The sequence below is a fragment of the Bacillus sp. FSL K6-3312 genome, from assembly GCF_038007485.1.
In the GTDB taxonomy this organism is placed as follows: domain Bacteria; phylum Bacillota; class Bacilli; order Bacillales; family Bacillaceae; genus Bacillus; species Bacillus pumilus.
Window position 1 is genome coordinate 1,714,391 of the sequence record NZ_JBBOXI010000001.1, and the last position, 16,439, is coordinate 1,730,829.

Below are 16,439 nucleotides of genomic sequence, written 5' to 3' on the forward strand. Positions count from 1 at the left end.
ATGTCAATTTATGATATTCAGGTCAAGACCATTAACGGTCAAGAAAAATCAATGGCAGATTACAAAGGAAAAGTACTCATTATTGTCAATACAGCAAGCAAATGTGGACTAACTCCTCAATTTAAACAACTGCAGGAGCTATATGATCAATATCATGAAAAGGGCCTTGAAATTTTAGGATTTCCATGTAACCAATTTATGAACCAAGAACCAGAAGGAGAAGAAGCCATTCAAGAATTCTGTTCTTTGAATTATGGGGTGACCTTCCCTATGTTTGCGAAAGTAGATGTCAATGGTGACAACGCGCACCCGCTCTTTAAACATTTAACAAGTCATGCAAAAGGTGTACTTGGCACGAAAACAGTGAAATGGAATTTCACAAAATTTATCGTGGATCAAAACGGAGAAGTCACTGAGCGGTTCTCTCCGAAAACATCACCAAAAGAATTAGAAAGCTCCATCATCGCTCTTTTGGACAAATAAGGTGCTTACCGTCATGCAGAAAAAACAATTGGAGGCAGCTGCCTCCTTTGTTTCAGATCGGCTGAAATATGAACCGACTGGACACGATGCGGCTCATATTGATCGTGTGCGGCAGCTTGCCCGCCAGATTGCAAATCAAGAAGGCGGCTCTCTTTTTGTGATTGAAATGGCAGCGATTGTTCATGATATCATTGATGAAAAACTGTCGAGTGAATGGAAGCTTTCACCACAGCAGCTTGAGCATCAGCTCCTTTTTTGGGAAGTTCATACGCGAGATATTCGTTATATCATGGACATCATTACAACGATGTCTTTTCGTCATCGACATAAGCAGAATAGACCAATAACGTTAGAAGGGGCCATTGTTCAAGACGCAGATCGGCTCGATGCGATAGGAGCAACCGGTATTGCGAGGGTGTTTACTTATGCAGGCGCAAAAGGGGAACCCCACTATTCAAAGGACACGCAGCAGGGCTCCGTGCTAAAACATATGGAAGAAAAACTGCTCAAATTAAAAGACTTAATGAACACTCATGCAGGAAAGCAGCTTGCTGAGGATCGGCACGATTTGATGAGCCTATTTATCAAGACATGGAAAGAAGAATGCGGCCTTACAGATGAGTAGGGTCTTTATGTGTGTAAGGAGGATGTATAGATGAAAATAACAGCGATAGAACCGACGCCAAGTCCAAATACGATGAAGGTCATTTTGACAGAAGCACTTGCCGGCGGTAAAAGCAACAACTACAAAAAGGATCAAAAAGACGAAGCGCCAGAGATGATTAAGCGTATTTTGAACATTGAAGGTGTAAAAGGTGTTTATCATGTCGCAGACTTCTTAGCGGTTGAGCGTAATGCAAAGTTTGACTGGCAGGGCATCTTGCAGCAGGTCAGAGAAGCCTTTGGTCAAGAAACAGAAGGCCTTCAGGAAGGATCGCAGTCTGGCGGTGACACATTTGGCGAAGTCAAAGTGTTTGTCCAAATGTTTAATGGGATTCCGATGCAAGTCAAATTAACAGACGGTGAAAGAGAAGAGCGATTCGGCATGCCTGAACGCTTCCAAGCAGCCATTTTAAAGCTCAGAAGCAGTTCAGACAATGTCGTATTTGAACGTGTGTGGAAAGAACATGGCGTTCGTTTTGGCGACTTTGCAGATATCGGTCAGGAAGTGACAGAAGAGCTGCAGGCAGCCTATGATGATGAGCGTTTAGCTCGCTTAACAGAAGCGGTCAAAGAAGGGCAAGAAGCTGTAGATCGACAGGTGAACCGTAAGGCATATGACGTGACAGAAGAAATGCTGCGTGAGGAAGATTGGAAAAAGCGCTTTGCCCATCTAGAGCAAATGCAGCCAGAGCAAAAGGATATACCTGTTTTAATGAAAGCAATGGAGGACCCTAAAACATCGATTCGCAGACAAGCCGTTGTGAATGCTGGAATGATTGAAGATCCTGCTATTCTGCCTATTTTATATAAAGGGCTTAAAGATAAAACAGTGACGGTCCGCAGAACCGCTGGAGACTGCATTTCAGACCTTGGTGACCCGAGCGCTATAGAAGCAATGATCGAATCATTAAAGGACCCAAGTAAACTTGTTCGCTGGCGTGCAGCGATGTTTCTTTACGAAGAAGGTGACGAAACAGCACTTGACGCATTAAAAGAAGCTGAGCAAGACCCAGAATTTGAAGTCAGCCTTCAAGTGAAAATGGCGATTGAGCGCATTGAGCACGGAGAAGAAGCGAAAGGCTCAGTATGGAAGCAAATGACAGAAAGCAGAAAAAATGCATCAGAATGATGAGACTTATGAACAAGCTGCCAATGATAGGCAGCTTGTTTTTCTAAAATCATAGACAGAAAAATTTTTTTAGAAAAATTATTTTGAATATTGTTGAAATATACGAAAAAACTCTATATAGTAGTACCAATATAGAATATTGGAGGTCAGATTTTATGACACGAACCTTGCTGAGCGCTAGATTCAGCAGCCATGTTGGTCATCGGTCATTCATCGGTGGTTAAATAAACAGAAAATTTGTAAAATAAAATCAACTCAAAATCATACAGTCAACAAGACTTGTAGTATAGGAGGCTTTTTAAACAGATGGCAGAACTTCGTAGTAATATGATTAAACAAGGAATTGACAGAGCACCTCACCGAAGCTTACTAAGAGCAGCGGGGGTAAAGGATGAGGACTTCGGCAAGCCATTTATTGCTGTATGTAATTCCTATATTGATATTGTCCCGGGTCATGTCCATCTTCAGGAATTCGGAAAGATTGTGAAAGAAGCCATTCGTGAAGCTGGCGGGGTCCCATTTGAATTTAATACGATTGGGGTCGATGATGGAATTGCAATGGGTCATATCGGGATGAGATATTCACTACCAAGCCGTGAAATCATTGCTGACTCTGTCGAAACCGTTGTATCTGCTCACTGGTTTGATGGAATGGTTTGTATTCCTAACTGCGATAAAATTACACCGGGGATGATGATGGCAGCAATGCGTGTCAATATTCCGACGGTCTTTGTCAGCGGTGGACCGATGGAAGCGGGTAGAACAAGTGATGGCAGAAAGATTTCTCTTTCTTCTGTATTTGAAGGCGTCGGTGCTTACCAGTCAGGTAAAATTAACGAAGAGGAATTAAATGAATTAGAACAGTTTGGCTGTCCGACCTGCGGATCTTGTTCAGGTATGTTTACAGCAAACTCAATGAACTGTTTAGCAGAGGCACTTGGAATTGCTCTTCCTGGAAATGGAACGATTTTGGCGACATCACCAGAGCGAAGAGAATTTGCGAAAAAGTCAGCAAAACAACTAATGGAGCTCATTAAAAAGGATATTAAACCACGTGATATTGTGACTGAAAAAGCAATTGATAACGCATTTGCATTAGATATGGCACTTGGTGGTTCAACGAATACAGTTCTTCACACACTGGCGATCGCAAATGAAGCAGGTGTTGAATATTCACTTGAACGTATCAATGAAGTAGCAGAGCGTGTGCCTCATTTATCAAAACTTGCTCCAGCTTCGGATGTTTATATTGAGGATTTACATGAAGCAGGCGGCGTCACAGCTGCGCTAAATGAATTGTCCAAAAAAGAAGGCGCACTTCATTTAGATACAATGACCGTCACAGCGAAAACACTTGGTGAGAACATTGCAGGTCATGAGGTCAAAGACTATAACGTCATTTATCCAATCGATAAGCCATTTACTGAAAAGGGCGGTTTAGCCGTTTTATTTGGAAACCTTGCGCCTGATGGAGCCATCATTAAAACGGGCGGGGTACAAGATGGAATCACACGTCACGAAGGACCTGCAATCGTATTTGAATCCCAAGAAGAAGCTCTTGAAGGCATCATTAATAGAAAAGTAGAAGCAGGACATGTTGTCATCATTCGCTATGAAGGACCTAAAGGCGGACCTGGTATGCCAGAAATGCTTGCTCCTACTTCACAAATTGTCGGGATGGGACTTGGACCAAAGGTTGCTTTAATTACGGACGGACGTTTTTCCGGCGCTTCTCGTGGCTTGTCTATCGGACACGTCTCTCCTGAAGCAGCTGAGGGCGGCCCGCTTGCCTTTGTTGAAAATGGTGACCATGTCGTCGTCGATATTGAGCAGCGCATTTTAAGCGTAGAGGTTCCAGAGGAAGAATGGGAAAAACGAAAAGCGAACTGGAAAGGCTTTGAGCCAAAAGTGAAAACGGGCTATCTTGCCAGATATTCAAAACTTGTGACCTCAGCCAATACAGGCGGAATCATGAAAATTTAATCTGAAATAGAACATTTGAAAATTGGCTCTCTCTATAGTATCCTTTATTCACAACATAAGGATTTTAGAGGGGGCTTTTTTATGTCAATGGCATATGAAGAATATATGCGCCAGCTCGTTGTGCCAATGCGCCAAGAGTTGACAAGTGCAGGATTCCAAGAACTAACGACGGAAGAAGAAGTAGAACAAACGATGCAAGAAGCTGAAGGAACAACATTTGTTGTTGTTAATTCTGTATGCGGCTGTGCTGCCGGCTTAGCACGCCCAGCAGCGACTCAAGCTGTGATGAAGGCAGAAAAAGCGCCCGACAAAATCGTCACAGTATTTGCTGGGCAGGACCGGGAAGCAACAGCAAAAATGAGAGAATACTTCACTGGTGAAGAGCCATCATCTCCTTCTATGGCCCTTTTAAAAGGAAATGAACTCGTTCATTTTATCCCACGTGACGAAATTGAAGGTCATGAAATGGAAGATATCATGAAAAATGTCTTAACTGCATTTGAAAAACATTGCTAATACACGTGTTGAAATGCCCTGGAACTAGATCAGGGCATTTTTTCTTGATCATGATGGAGGAACGATATGCTCATTACAACAAGCTTTAGAGCAAATGAACAAACGATTGGAACAGCAAAGGCACTTGCAGAGGATTTACATGGTGAGTATGTAGAAAGACGCAAACAATCTGTCAAACAGCTTGCGATAAAACGAGGAGATGTCCTTGTTGTCGGGAAAGAAAGATTTGAATGGTATCAGCCAAATGGTGAAAAGTTCTTCTTTCATCCAAGCTCAGCGATGTTCAGGGTGAAGCGGATCTTGCGCGAAGAAAAGGATCCCTTAATTGAAGCAGCACAGCTAAAGCCGGGCGATTCCTTTTTAGATTGCACACTTGGCTTAGGGTCTGATGCGATAACTGCAAGCTGTGCGATAGGCAGGAATGGAAGGGTCGTCGGTATTGAAAAGAATCCCATTACGGCATTACTTGTGCGAGAAGGACTGAATACATGGGAGACGGGGATAGAGGAAGCTGATGAAGCGATGAAACGGATTTCTGTTATTAGTGGAGACAGTATCGAGCAACTAAAGAAGTATCCTGACTGTTCATTTGATATCGTCTATTTTGATCCGATGTTTGAGGAAACGATTCAAGAATCTACAAGTATAGCGCCGCTGCGTCATGCGGCAGAGCACGACTTTGATCACGAAGCAGCCGTGCAAGAAGCATTAAGGGTGGCAAGAAAAAGAGTGGTGTTAAAAGATCATTGGAAAAGCACACGATTTACAGCGGACTGTTACCAATTTCATGTCATCAAACGAAAAACAGCCCAATTTCATTATGGATATATCGAGAAAAAAAAAAGCCCTCTCTAAGGGCTTTTAATCCGTAATCTCCATATAGACAAAATAAAACAGTGTCAGCAAGGAAGCTGTGACGAAAAAGCCTTCAAGCATACCCATTCCTCCCAAATTTTAGTTGCCTGTACTGTCATTGTAAACGTTTTATTATAAAAAAGAAAGTCTCAAATCAGTGACCAAATTGAATGACTGAAAATTCATTATATGCTAGAATAGCAGTATGATAACTTATGGAAGGAATTAGATATCATGAAGATGTGGATGAGAAAAACGCTTGTTGCGCTCTTTACAATTGCAACTTTTGGTTTGGTCTCTCCTCCGTCGGCTTTGATGACAGACAAGCCATCTGAACTTTCTTCACCTGATAAAACGCCTTATACAGCGGTTTATGATACATCAGATGAATTGCGCAGCTGGGAACGATCGCAAGAGGCAAGCAAAGAGCAGGTAGACCCCTTTGAGCAATATAAGGAAGAGGTTCTATCAAGTGCAGAAAATCAATCCTTTCTCAAATTCGGCCGTAAAATCACACCTGTCATTGAAGACGAGTACAGAGAAGAGATTCAACCGAAAATTGAACAAGTGTTAACCGATGTTTTAACAAATTTCAAAGATGACGAAAAATTTCAAGATGTTGTGTTAACTGATCAGCCTTCAAGCGGAAATGGCGAAAAAATCTTTCACATCTACAACCGGAAGACTGGAGAAGATTTGCTCCGTTTTCATGTGAGAAGAGATCAGCCGCCACACAGCGGATATTGGTTTAACTTTCACTACCATACAGCAGAAGATGGATTCCAGACGCATCATGAACTCGGTAATATTTACTGGAACAAAAACACCCCGCCGAGCTGGATGAGCCACTAGAAGGAGATGTCATGCCAATTGAAAAAGTATACAATGAACGAAATGGTGCAGATTACAAAACGAATGTTAAACGAACGCGGAGTGAAAATTGAAGATATTGCACACATTGTGCTAAAGCTTCAAGAAAAATATCATCCAAACCTTCCACTTAGTGTCTGTATTGAAAATGTTGAAAAAGTGTTGAATAAAAGGGAAATTGTCCATGCTGTTTTAACAGGACTTGCCCTTGATCAGCTGGCTGAAAAAAAGCTGTTGCCAGAACCTTTGCAGCACTTAGTTGAAACAGATGAGCCGCTATATGGAATTGATGAGATTATTCCGCTTTCCATTGTCAATGTATATGGATCAATCGGTTTGACCAACTTCGGTTATTTAGATAAAGAGAAATTTGGTATTATCAGGGAATTAGATGAAGGTCGTCCAGGTGAAGTGCATACCTTCCTTGATGATCTTGTCGCCGCGCTTGCCGCAGCAGCAGCTAGCCGTATTGCTCACTCACACCAAGATATTAAGGACGAAGAGCAGGATCGAGTGAATCAAGTATAAAAGAAAAACATGTCTGCTCATTATTATGCAGGCATGTTTTTTTGGTGTTTAAACAAAAGCAGAAATAAGGTAAACTACAACAAGAACATAAATAAAGGATGAAAAAAATGAAACAATACAAAGAGTTATGCCGTCATGTATTACAGCACGGGGATGAAAAAGGTGACAGAACGGGAACAGGCACAATCAGCACGTTCGGTTACCAGATGAGATTTGATTTGCAGGAAGGATTTCCGCTGTTAACAACAAAGAAATTGCACCTGAAATCAATTATTCATGAGTTACTGTGGTTTTTAAAAGGTGATACAAATGTCAAATATCTTCAGGAAAATGGTGTCCGTATTTGGAACGAATGGGCAGATGAAAATGGCGAACTGGGCCGTGTATACGGAGCGCAGTGGCGATCTTGGGCTAGCGGGGACGGTGAGACTGTGGATCAGATCACAAAGCTGATCCACGATATCGAGCATAATCCGAATTCAAGAAGACTGATCGTCAGCGCTTGGAACCCGGCTGAAATTGATCAAATGGCACTGCCACCATGTCATTGTCTGTTTCAATTTTACGTATCAAACGGGAAGCTTTCTTGCCAGCTTTATCAAAGATCGGCAGATATCTTTTTAGGCGTGCCATTTAATATTGCTTCATATGCTCTTCTCACGATGATGATTGCCAAAGTCACAAATCTTGAGCCAGGAGAGTTTGTTCATACGCTAGGAGATGCACATATTTATCAGAATCATCTTCCGCAGGTGAACATGCAGCTAGAGCGCGAGGAACGCACGCTTCCGCAGCTTCGCATCACAAGAGATGTGAAGAGCATCTTTGATTTCACGTTCGATGATTTTGTACTTGAGAACTATGATCCGCATCCGCATATCAAAGGAGAAGTCAGTGTATGATTTCGATGATTGTGGCGACAGGAAAAGACAGAGTCATTGGTCAAGATAATCAAATGCCTTGGCATTTACCAGCTGATTTAGCGTATTTTAAGAAGGTCACAGGCGGTCATACGATTGTCATGGGCAGAAAAACGTTTGAATCAATTGGACGAGCGCTGCCTAACCGTCGAAATATCGTTTTGACAACAAGTTCTTCTTTTGAAGCAGAAGGATGCGAGGTTGTCCATTCCATTGCCGATATTTTGGCAATTGGGGAAAGCGAGACAGAGTTATTTATCATCGGCGGGTCTAAGCTGTATGAAGAAATGATGCCATATGCGGATCGTCTATATATCACGCATATTCACCATGCGTTTGAAGGAGACCGCTACTTTCCTGATTACAATGAAAACGAATGGACGGTTGTATCACGCGAAAAAGGCCATCGTGACGAAAAGAACCCCTACAATTATGAATTTGTCGTATATGACAAAAAAGGATAAATGAGTAGGAGGAGTACGGTTGTTTCGTTATTGGGTTTTAACGCTTTATGTTGTTGTATCCTTTTGTAAAAGTTTGAGGCATTTGCATGCCCATGAATTAACTGATCCACGCATTTCCTATACGAAACGAATGCATCTCATTCATGAGCATGCAAAAAGGTTTGCCCGGGGATGTATTGACCAGTCAGGATCAGTCATGACCATTCATCAGCAAAAGAAGCTGCCAGATGGACCCGTTATTTATATCACACAGGCACTGAATCCAGTCACGACGACATTATTGATTGGTCACCTTGAGAAGCCATTTGCTTTCATGGCAAAGCCGAATCTTTTTCGATATCCGATTTTAAAACAATGGCTGAAGAAGATGGCGGTTATGCATCAGAATCAATCTGATGATGCCTTGTTAGAAGAAGCAAAGGAAAGAATCTTATCGGGGCAGAGTGTATTGCTTTCAGAAGCACATCGTCACATGGCAGAGGCACTTGCTGAAGATTGTGATTGTCCGCTTGTACCGATTGAAACAAGTGGAACGGATCGTCTATTAGCTGGAAAAGTCGTGAAAAGGCTGCGGCCTGTTAACGTTGATATTCATATTAAAGCGCCTGTCATGATGAGCGATTACGCCCAAAAGCGCGCATAAAAAAACCAGCATCCATTTTCGGATGCTGGTTTTTTTCATGCAGCAGGAATGTTCACACAATAGAAGAGAATGCAGAAGAATATCGACGCACTTCCGCCGAGCACAAAGCTGTGCCAAATCGCATGATGATAAGGGATTTTACGCCAAATATAAAAGATGGTTCCGACCGAATACAAAAGACCGCCTAATAGTAAGAGGCCAAATCCTGCGCCCGTTAATTGAATGTAAAGTGGTTTAATGGCAATGATAATCATCCAGCCCATTAATAAATAAACGAGGGTGGACACAATGATAAACCGTTTGACGAAAAAGATTTTAAAGACAATCCCGCCAGCAGCAAGAGCCCATACAATTGCAAGAAGCGTATAGCCGAGTGCGCCTTTTAATGGTCCTAGTAAAAAGGGCGTATAGGTACCAGCAATCAATACATAAATAGCCGAGTGGTCGAGGATTTCAAATACATCTTTTGTTTTTTTGTGCCGAATGCTATGAAGCAAGGTCGAGCTTAAATAAAGCAGCAACATGGACGCGCCAAATATCGAAAAGCTGATGATCTCTGTGACAGTGCCGTATTGAACAGCGAATAACACGAGAAAAACAATGGCTGGTATGGATAAAATAACGCCAATGCCATGTGTAATGGCGTTGGCAATTTCTTCTTTTACAGTAAACAATGGATGTCCTCCTTTTATTGAACCGGTATATAACCATCAAGTGACTTCAGGAATGAAAGACCTTCAAGTGTAATCTTCGTGCCGGCCCTGCCTTTTCCTTTCGTCACGTATGCTTTTTTCTCAAGATCATCTAATCGGCTCCTCACCTGCTGAGGGGTCAGCGGAATGTCGCCTTGTTTGCTTAATTCAGATAAGATGCGTCTGCTGGCTGCTTCACCTTTCTCATTGAGAGATTTAATGGCTTCTAGCAGGAAAACAAACTCTTGTTTTTCCATTAGTGTGAGTTGATGATCTTCCTTTTTTCCTTTTACCTCCGGCGGAGGGGTTAACACAAAAGGCGGCAGGTGGTGTAAAAATACCGTTTGCCCCTCGAGAATGACTGCAGCATAATGAACGATATTTTTGAGTTCCTGTACGTTTCCTTCAAACGGATACTCCTGCAAGGTTTCCCAAACACTTGGATCAATATCAGGCGCCATGCTCAGCTCCTGAAAGAAAGCAGTTGTTAACACAGGAATGTCAGTTTTTCGATCTGCTAATGACGGCAAAGGCAAATGGAAAACATTTAAGCGATAAAACAGCTCAGGTAAAAAGGCAGATGAAACTCTCAATGCCTCTATTGATAAAGACGAAGTGGCAATGATTTTTGTTGCAGGAGAGATTTCCAGAAAACGAATGACCTGATGCTGCATAGGAATACTTAATGCGGCGATTTCGTCTAAATAAAGGATTTGACGGGTCTTTTCCGTGAAGGCTTTCTGCAAGGTATCTTCATCTAAAATGGGGCAATATAGATGTTTCAGTGAAGCGTTTGGAGCCGATGCATGAGCAATTTCATGGGCAAATCGTGTTTTGCCTGTGCCAATGTCTCCTGTGATCAAGACCGGCTGCTCGTGCTTTGTGAATTGCTTTGCCAGGTGAATGGCACGCTTCATTTCTTGATGTTCTCCATATATAGACGTAAACGAATGTGTGGTCATCGGGTGGTTCCTTTCTTTATGGTTCTTATTGGTTCAATTGTAACACCCAATAAAACCAAATGTACAGAAAAACGAAAAAGTTTATGAAATTTATACTTGATCCATGATCTATCGGTTTATTTTTTGAATATTCATGTTATAATGACAAATTAAATAAGGTTAAAGAGAAAGGATCTTGTACATGAAACCGTTGCTCAAAGAAAACACGCTAATTCAAGTGAAAGATATTTTAAAGGCCCATCAAAATTTGAAGGATGTAGTCATTCATACACCTCTTCAAAAAAATGAGCGACTTTCTGAACGATATGAATGTAATGTCTACTTAAAAAGAGAGGATCTGCAAGTAGTTCGTTCCTTTAAATTAAGAGGCGCTTTTAATAAAATGAGTCAGCTTCCAAAAAATAAACTAGAAAACGGCATTGTCTGCGCAAGTGCAGGAAATCACGCACAAGGTGTTGCCTATTCTTGTAAATATCTAGGTATCCACGGGAAAATCTTTATGCCTGCTACGACACCAAGACAAAAAGTATCTCAAGTGGAGCTTTTCGGCAAAGAATATGTTGAAATTATCTTAACCGGAGATACGTTTGATGATTCATATCATGAAGCAGTTAAATGCGGAGATGAAGAGAAGCGCGAGTTTATCCATCCGTTTGATGATTTGGATGTGATGGCAGGACAAGGAACGACTGCTGTAGAAATATTAAATGATATCGAAGTGGAGCCTCACTTTTTATTTGCAAGTGTTGGAGGTGGAGGTCTGTTATCTGGAGTTGGTACATATATCAAAAATATCGCCCCAGAAACCGAAATCATTGCCGTCGAACCGCTTGGCGCAGCTTCACTCCATGCTTCCCATGAAAAGGGCAAGGTTGTGACACTTGATTCCATTGATAAGTTTGTAGACGGAGCAGCGGTTCAGCGGATTGGTGAAAAGACGTTTACATCGCTACAGTCTGTTGTCGATAAAATTAGTCTTGTACCTGAAGGAAAAGTATGTACAACCATTTTAGAGCTTTATAATCAATGTGCGATTGTAGCAGAGCCGGCAGGCGCACTTCCGATCGCTGCGCTGGATGCCCATCGCGAGGAGATTAAAGGGAAAAATGTTGTCTGTATTGTCAGTGGAGGAAATAATGATATTGGCAGAATGCAGGAAATCAAAGAACGGTCGATGATCTATGAAGGGCTTCAACATTATTTCATTGTCAATTTTCCGCAAAGAGCAGGTGCGCTTCGAGAATTTTTAGATGAAGTATTAGGGCCAAATGATGATATCTCCCGCTTTGAATATACGAAAAAGAATAACCGAAGCAAAGGACCCGCGCTTGTTGGCATCGAATTGAAAGAAAGAGATGACTATGCGGCGCTCATTGAACGGATGAATAAAAAAGGATTCCATTATGTTGAAGTGAATAAAGATCAAGATTTATTCCACCTATTTATTTAGGCGTAACAGAACATTGGAAAAGAGGATTGATCGTTTGTGCTGCTCAAAACAATATGTTTTAGACGGATGGATGGAGCTCAGATCAAGGTAACAGAAGTTCCTGTACTAAAGGGAGATGAGCCGTATCGTTTCATGCTCACCTTTAGACTTGAAGCTTTCTTGAAAAAAGTCTATGTATCTAAAGGAAAGAGAGCTGTGTACTCTTTCAGAGAGGATGTGAAACGTAACGTCAAGTGGAGCACATATGAGCAGATCTATCAGGAGCCTACACTGAAACACAATGCGTAAAAAGGAATCTTTGTCAAAGGGAGTGAGCGGCTGTTTTAAAATGGCTGCTGCTCAGCTTGGCAAGGATTTTTTTCATGAAAAGAAGAAAATGTGACAATTTCCAAAACGTCATGACAGTTGTTTTCAAGTAAGCACGAAATAAGGTAATATCATAAGTAAAGACTAAGACAGCAAGGATGAGACGATAGTGAAACAAATTAAAATTGTAACAGATTCAACTGTGGACCTTCCGCAAGAAAAAATCAATGATCTTTCCATTCACGTGATTCCGCTCAATATCTCCATTTCTGGGGTTGATTATATTGACCGAGTAAATATACAGCCAGATGAATTTATTGAAAAAATGGAGGCTGCTGAGGAATTGCCGAAAACGTCTCAACCTGCGATCGGTCAATTCGTCGAATTATATGAAAGGCTGACGGCAGATGGAAGCGAAGTCATTAGTATCCATTTAACGGGTGGGATGAGTGGTACGGTTCAAACTGCTGAAAGCGCTTCGAAAATGGTAGACGGAAACATCACGGTGATTGATTCAAACTTTATTTCATATGGATTAGGGTTTCAAGTCACCAAAGCAGCTGAACTTGCACAAAATGGTGCAAGCCGTGAAGACATCATCAAAGAAATGGATAAAATCCGACTTGGAACAAAGCTATTTGTCACAATTGATACATTAGAAAATCTCGTGAAAGGTGGAAGAATTGGAAGAGGGAAGGCGCTGATCGGCTCACTTCTACACATCAAACCAATTGCCAGCTTAACAGACGGGGTATACACGCCAGAAGCGAATGTGCGAAGCTATTCTGCTCTTGTCCGCTATTTAACCAAACAGTATGTACAGGCGGTGAAAGGAAAAACAGTTCAAGCCATTGGGATAGCGCATGCAGATGCATTAGAACTCGCTGAAAAGCTTAAATCAGCGCTGCTTGATCATACACCTGAAGCACCTGTTGACATCGCCTACACAACACCGATTATTTCGTGTCACACTGGAAAAGGCGCAATAGGCTTTACTTTTTATACCGATTGACTTGAAAAAGGGGATGGACGTACCATGCTTAAAAAAAGGGGAGCCTCACTTGGTGCGCTTATTACCATAAGCGTGCTTCTTTTAGTCTCATGTTCAAATGGACAAATCAAAGATGCGTTAAATTATCAAATACAGCCGTTTGAATATGAAAATCAGGATGGACAAAAGGTGTCATTGGATGATTTGAAGGGGAAAGTATGGGTGGCAGATTTTATTTTCACAAGCTGTGAAACGATCTGTCCGCCGATGACTGCGCATATGACAGAGCTACAAAAACGGTTAAAAGAAGAAAAATTGGATGCGCATATCATTTCCTTTAGCGTGGACCCGGAGGTAGATTCACCGAAAAAGCTAAAAGAATTTGCAAAAGCATATCCTTTATCCTTTAAAAATTGGGATTTCCTCACTGGCTATTCACAGTCTGCGATCGAAAAATTCGCAATGAAAAGCTTTAAAACCATTGTGAAGAAACCTGAAGATGAAGACCAAGTGATCCATCAGTCATTGTTTTTCCTAGTTGATCAAGAAGGGAAAGTGATGAAAAATTATGATGGTGTACAAAACACACCATATGATGACATCATCAAGGACATCAAAACGCTGATCCGAAGCTAGCATAAAGATGTTCAAATGAGCAAAAACATGATACACTTTTTTAATCAGAAAAAGGAGGGACATCATCGTTTGAAGGCTCGTTTGATTTTGATTGTGATGTCTCTAGCTTTTGTTCTTTCTGCATGTTCCGCGCAAGAGGCTGGCATAAAGGATAAACTAGAAGACACACAAGACGTAAAAGAACATATTACCATCGCAGCGGTTGGAGATTCTTTAACAGAAGGAATCGGAGATCAACAAAAAAAAGGATATGCAGGCATGACTCGTGACAAGTTAGAAGCGGTGGACGGCGTGCAATCTGTCACATTAAAAAACTATGCCATTAAAGGCAGTAGAACGGTAGATTTATTAAAAAGATTAAAAGAAAAAAAGGTGCAAGACGGCCTGAAAGATGCTGACTATATTTTCTTTACGATCGGCGGCAATGACTTAATGCATGTCGTTCGTCAAAATGTGCTCAATTTGACGTTTGCTCCTTTTCAAAAAGAGCAGGGGCCTTTTGAGGAGCGCTTTAAAACCATTCTTGCTCAACTGAGAGAACATAATGACCATGCGAAGATCATGTATGTAAGCATGTATAACCCCTTTAAATTCAGTCTCACTGAGCTAAGAGATATTGATGAAGTCGTCAAAGACTGGAATGCCGTTGCCAAAAAAGAACTGAAAAAAGACGGCAACGCTGATATGATCAATGTGGCCGATTTATTTGAAGAAGATTCTGATGAAAAATTACTGGCAGATGATGATTTCCACCCAAACCAAAAGGGGTACTCTCTTATGGCAAATCGTTTATTCTCCAAAGTGAAAAAAGAAGGACTGCCGAAGGAATAGGGTGAACGTATGAAAAAGTGGAAAAGCTTATTTTTTATTTTACTTGCAATCAATCTATTGATTGTACTTGCCTGCGGTATTTTGATGTTGCTGCCAGGCGGTCAATCCGCTTCAACTAAAGAATTGAAAAGCGAGTATTCTTTTAATATATCTAGCTCAAAGGAATCACTCACTAGCTTTATCAATGATTACTTGAAAAATCAAGGGTCTAGTGATATGCCAGACTTTCATGTGGCGATCGATCAAGATGTGAAAGTAACAGGCGCCATTAAAGCTTTCTCTTCGACGATTGATGCAAACGTCTCATTTACGCCAACTGTCGAAGATAATGGTGATGTGCTTTTGAAAGTGGATGGCCTTTCAATTGGACAATTGAGCATTCCGATTAGTTTTGTTCTAAGCTACATGGGTCAGTTCTATGAACTGCCAGAATTCGTTCATGTGAAACCGGATCAAAAAACGGTTGAAGTGCGCCTTTCAGAAATGCCGCTGACGAATGATATGTATGTAAAAGCAAACAAAATTGATCTACAGAACGATGAAATTGAGTTCTCATATTATCATCCAAAGCAATAGAAAGTGAGTCAGGAGTGAAATCATGAAGCGAGTCTATCAATATTTTAGTTTACTGTCGTTTTTATTTGCTGCGTATTTTGGCATGACAGCTGCCACTGATTTAAGAGCAGAAAATATCGATCAGTTTTACTTAAATATTGCCTATTGTGCATTATTTCTAGGTATCATGATTCTTGCTTTTGATTTTCAAAAGCAAGAAAAAGCTGAAGATGTCTCGTAAAGAGCCTTTCCTTTATGGAAAAGGCTCTTTTTTATATTTGCTGAGACAAGACCACCTTCGCCATAAGCTCTGGCTCTCCATTAGCAAATCCATGAAGCAGAATGAGGTATGCGCGATTGGCTTGCAGATGAACTTTTGGGATATCAAGCAGTATACTTTGAGTGCCGGCGGCTTTCAATTCAAAATGATATTTATTCGGGGAGAAATGATGAATGTGAGTGCTGTTTACATAGTGAAGCTCCTTAGCTAACACCCCTTGATCACGTTCATATATATCAATGGAAGGAAGGTCTGGAGAAAGGTGGACAAATGTAAGGGCTGACAGATCCTCATGTTGAATTAGAGGGTCTTGCCGCTCTGTCAGCAGCGCAAAACCTGCATGCGCACCTGTGATACATAGGGTATAAATCTCGTCACGTTTAATCATCATACGAGAATGAAGAACTCTTTGTTTTGTAGCTAGCTTGAACACTTCTATCTCATACATCCCCTCATCCCACTCCATATAAGCTGTTAACTGGCTGTAAGGCATTTTTTTCAAAACCTCATTCCGGTTCACATAAACAGCGAGCTCACTAAGATCTGGGGCAGCGTGAAAGAGCCGAACAAAGGCTTTGGATGAAGGGCTGCTTTGAGGGTGCTCGAAGCCCGCAGCGAGTGGACGGTATGGATGGTTATGATAAAAGAGCTGCTGCATGTATCAATCCCTACTTTCTTATGC

The 16,439-nt window shown here is 41.4% G+C and carries 21 protein-coding genes; 18 read left to right on the top strand and 3 right to left on the bottom strand.

The features are described 5' to 3' along the window. The 11 genes from MHI11_RS08805 (at position 1) to MHI11_RS08855 (ending at position 9,054) form a co-directional block, all read left to right on the top strand. Positions 1-483, top strand: coding sequence for a glutathione peroxidase (locus tag MHI11_RS08805; RefSeq protein WP_003216059.1), 483 nt, complete (start codon positions 1-3; stop codon positions 481-483). Between the two features lie 13 nt (positions 484-496). Then, on the top strand, positions 497-1,108 hold the full coding sequence (locus tag MHI11_RS08810; protein ID WP_106067078.1) for an HD domain-containing protein: 612 nt from the start codon (positions 497-499) through the stop codon (positions 1,106-1,108). A gap of 30 nt (positions 1,109-1,138) precedes the next feature. Further along, positions 1,139-2,275, top strand: coding sequence for a conserved virulence factor C family protein (locus MHI11_RS08815; protein WP_106067077.1), 1,137 nt, complete (start codon positions 1,139-1,141; stop codon positions 2,273-2,275). 306 nt (positions 2,276-2,581) lie between these two features. Further along, the gene (gene ilvD / locus MHI11_RS08820) at positions 2,582-4,258 is read left to right on the top strand and encodes a dihydroxy-acid dehydratase (protein WP_044141166.1); all 1,677 of its coding nucleotides are present in this window, start codon (positions 2,582-2,584) and stop codon (positions 4,256-4,258) included. A gap of 81 nt (positions 4,259-4,339) precedes the next feature. Next, a complete protein-coding gene (locus MHI11_RS08825) occupies positions 4,340-4,774 on the top strand; it encodes a BrxA/BrxB family bacilliredoxin (RefSeq protein ID WP_003215999.1) in 435 nt (144 codons plus the stop codon). Between the two features lie 66 nt (positions 4,775-4,840). Further along, positions 4,841-5,629: a class I SAM-dependent methyltransferase gene (locus MHI11_RS08830; RefSeq protein WP_340960867.1), complete on the top strand. Its 789-nt coding sequence runs from the start codon at positions 4,841-4,843 to the stop codon at positions 5,627-5,629. Positions 5,630-5,863: 234 nt separating this feature from the next. Beyond that, positions 5,864-6,481: a YpjP family protein gene (locus MHI11_RS08835; RefSeq protein WP_106067075.1), complete on the top strand. Its 618-nt coding sequence runs from the start codon at positions 5,864-5,866 to the stop codon at positions 6,479-6,481. 18 nt (positions 6,482-6,499) lie between these two features. Next, positions 6,500-7,027, top strand: coding sequence for a phosphatidylglycerophosphatase A family protein (locus tag MHI11_RS08840; RefSeq protein WP_044141171.1), 528 nt, complete (start codon positions 6,500-6,502; stop codon positions 7,025-7,027). Positions 7,028-7,134: 107 nt separating this feature from the next. Then, positions 7,135-7,929 carry a thymidylate synthase gene (locus MHI11_RS08845; RefSeq protein WP_044141172.1) on the top strand — a complete coding sequence of 265 codons (795 nt, stop codon included), beginning with the start codon at positions 7,135-7,137 and terminating at the stop codon, positions 7,927-7,929. Continuing rightward, on the top strand, positions 7,926-8,411 hold the full coding sequence (folA, locus tag MHI11_RS08850; protein ID WP_044141173.1) for a type 3 dihydrofolate reductase: 486 nt from the start codon (positions 7,926-7,928) through the stop codon (positions 8,409-8,411). Before MHI11_RS08845 ends, folA begins: the two co-directional genes overlap by 4 nt. A 19-nt stretch (positions 8,412-8,430) precedes the next feature. Beyond that, positions 8,431-9,054, top strand: coding sequence for a lysophospholipid acyltransferase family protein (locus tag MHI11_RS08855; RefSeq protein ID WP_044141174.1), 624 nt, complete (start codon positions 8,431-8,433; stop codon positions 9,052-9,054). Positions 9,055-9,089: 35 nt separating this feature from the next. Here the strand turns inward: MHI11_RS08855 and trhA are convergent, their stop codons facing one another. Both trhA and MHI11_RS08865 read right to left on the bottom strand, forming a co-directional pair. Beyond that, positions 9,090-9,728, bottom strand: a complete 639-nt coding sequence (gene trhA, locus MHI11_RS08860; protein WP_044141175.1) for a PAQR family membrane homeostasis protein TrhA — start codon at positions 9,726-9,728, stop codon at positions 9,090-9,092. Positions 9,729-9,742: 14 nt separating this feature from the next. Beyond that, positions 9,743-10,708 (bottom strand): sigma 54-interacting transcriptional regulator, encoded by a 966-nt coding sequence (locus tag MHI11_RS08865; RefSeq protein WP_106067074.1) that lies wholly within the window; start codon positions 10,706-10,708, stop codon positions 9,743-9,745. Between the two features lie 181 nt (positions 10,709-10,889). Here MHI11_RS08865 and ilvA point away from each other — a divergent pair, with 181 nt between their 5' ends. The 7 genes from ilvA (at position 10,890) to ypmT (ending at position 15,718) form a co-directional block, all read left to right on the top strand. Continuing rightward, positions 10,890-12,158: a threonine ammonia-lyase IlvA gene (gene ilvA / locus MHI11_RS08870; RefSeq protein WP_065098427.1), complete on the top strand. Its 1,269-nt coding sequence runs from the start codon at positions 10,890-10,892 to the stop codon at positions 12,156-12,158. A 36-nt stretch (positions 12,159-12,194) separates the two neighbouring features. Then, the gene (locus tag MHI11_RS08875; RefSeq protein WP_003215729.1) at positions 12,195-12,446 is read left to right on the top strand and encodes a YpmP family protein; all 252 of its coding nucleotides are present in this window, start codon (positions 12,195-12,197) and stop codon (positions 12,444-12,446) included. Between the two features lie 187 nt (positions 12,447-12,633). After that, entirely contained in the window at positions 12,634-13,476 is an 843-nt protein-coding gene (locus tag MHI11_RS08880; RefSeq protein WP_003215944.1) for a DegV family protein, read from the top strand. A gap of 24 nt (positions 13,477-13,500) precedes the next feature. After that, positions 13,501-14,091 carry an SCO family protein gene (locus MHI11_RS08885; RefSeq protein ID WP_044141179.1) on the top strand — a complete coding sequence of 197 codons (591 nt, stop codon included), beginning with the start codon at positions 13,501-13,503 and terminating at the stop codon, positions 14,089-14,091. Between the two features lie 69 nt (positions 14,092-14,160). Beyond that, positions 14,161-14,922, top strand: coding sequence for an SGNH/GDSL hydrolase family protein (locus MHI11_RS08890; RefSeq protein WP_065098210.1), 762 nt, complete (start codon positions 14,161-14,163; stop codon positions 14,920-14,922). Between the two features lie 9 nt (positions 14,923-14,931). Then, positions 14,932-15,498: a YpmS family protein gene (locus MHI11_RS08895; RefSeq protein WP_065098209.1), complete on the top strand. Its 567-nt coding sequence runs from the start codon at positions 14,932-14,934 to the stop codon at positions 15,496-15,498. A gap of 22 nt (positions 15,499-15,520) precedes the next feature. Beyond that, positions 15,521-15,718: a protein YpmT gene (ypmT, locus tag MHI11_RS08900; protein WP_044141182.1), complete on the top strand. Its 198-nt coding sequence runs from the start codon at positions 15,521-15,523 to the stop codon at positions 15,716-15,718. Positions 15,719-15,749: 31 nt separating this feature from the next. Here the strand turns inward: ypmT and MHI11_RS08905 are convergent, their stop codons facing one another. Then, positions 15,750-16,415 carry a DUF4397 domain-containing protein gene (locus MHI11_RS08905; RefSeq protein ID WP_065098208.1) on the bottom strand — a complete coding sequence of 222 codons (666 nt, stop codon included), beginning with the start codon at positions 16,413-16,415 and terminating at the stop codon, positions 15,750-15,752. Between the last annotated feature and the right edge of the window lie 24 nt (positions 16,416-16,439).

What these genes read in the sequence shown, in the direction of transcription:
- MHI11_RS08805 (WP_003216059.1), top strand. Translation starts at nt 1, where the DNA reads ATGTCAATTTATGATATTCAGGTCAAGACCATTAACGGTCAAGAAAAA.
- MHI11_RS08810 (WP_106067078.1), top strand. Translation starts at nt 497, where the DNA reads ATGCAGAAAAAACAATTGGAGGCAGCTGCCTCCTTTGTTTCAGATCGG.
- MHI11_RS08815 (WP_106067077.1), top strand. Translation starts at nt 1,139, where the DNA reads ATGAAAATAACAGCGATAGAACCGACGCCAAGTCCAAATACGATGAAG.
- ilvD (WP_044141166.1), top strand. Translation starts at nt 2,582, where the DNA reads ATGGCAGAACTTCGTAGTAATATGATTAAACAAGGAATTGACAGAGCA.
- MHI11_RS08825 (WP_003215999.1), top strand. Translation starts at nt 4,340, where the DNA reads ATGTCAATGGCATATGAAGAATATATGCGCCAGCTCGTTGTGCCAATG.
- MHI11_RS08830 (WP_340960867.1), top strand. Translation starts at nt 4,841, where the DNA reads ATGCTCATTACAACAAGCTTTAGAGCAAATGAACAAACGATTGGAACA.
- MHI11_RS08835 (WP_106067075.1), top strand. Translation starts at nt 5,864, where the DNA reads ATGAAGATGTGGATGAGAAAAACGCTTGTTGCGCTCTTTACAATTGCA.
- MHI11_RS08845 (WP_044141172.1), top strand. Translation starts at nt 7,135, where the DNA reads ATGAAACAATACAAAGAGTTATGCCGTCATGTATTACAGCACGGGGAT.
- folA (WP_044141173.1), top strand. Translation starts at nt 7,926, where the DNA reads ATGATTTCGATGATTGTGGCGACAGGAAAAGACAGAGTCATTGGTCAA.
- MHI11_RS08865 (WP_106067074.1), bottom strand. Translation starts at nt 10,708, where the DNA reads ATGACCACACATTCGTTTACGTCTATATATGGAGAACATCAAGAAATG.
- ilvA (WP_065098427.1), top strand. Translation starts at nt 10,890, where the DNA reads ATGAAACCGTTGCTCAAAGAAAACACGCTAATTCAAGTGAAAGATATT.
- MHI11_RS08885 (WP_044141179.1), top strand. Translation starts at nt 13,501, where the DNA reads ATGCTTAAAAAAAGGGGAGCCTCACTTGGTGCGCTTATTACCATAAGC.
- MHI11_RS08895 (WP_065098209.1), top strand. Translation starts at nt 14,932, where the DNA reads ATGAAAAAGTGGAAAAGCTTATTTTTTATTTTACTTGCAATCAATCTA.
- ypmT (WP_044141182.1), top strand. Translation starts at nt 15,521, where the DNA reads ATGAAGCGAGTCTATCAATATTTTAGTTTACTGTCGTTTTTATTTGCT.
- MHI11_RS08905 (WP_065098208.1), bottom strand. Translation starts at nt 16,415, where the DNA reads ATGCAGCAGCTCTTTTATCATAACCATCCATACCGTCCACTCGCTGCG.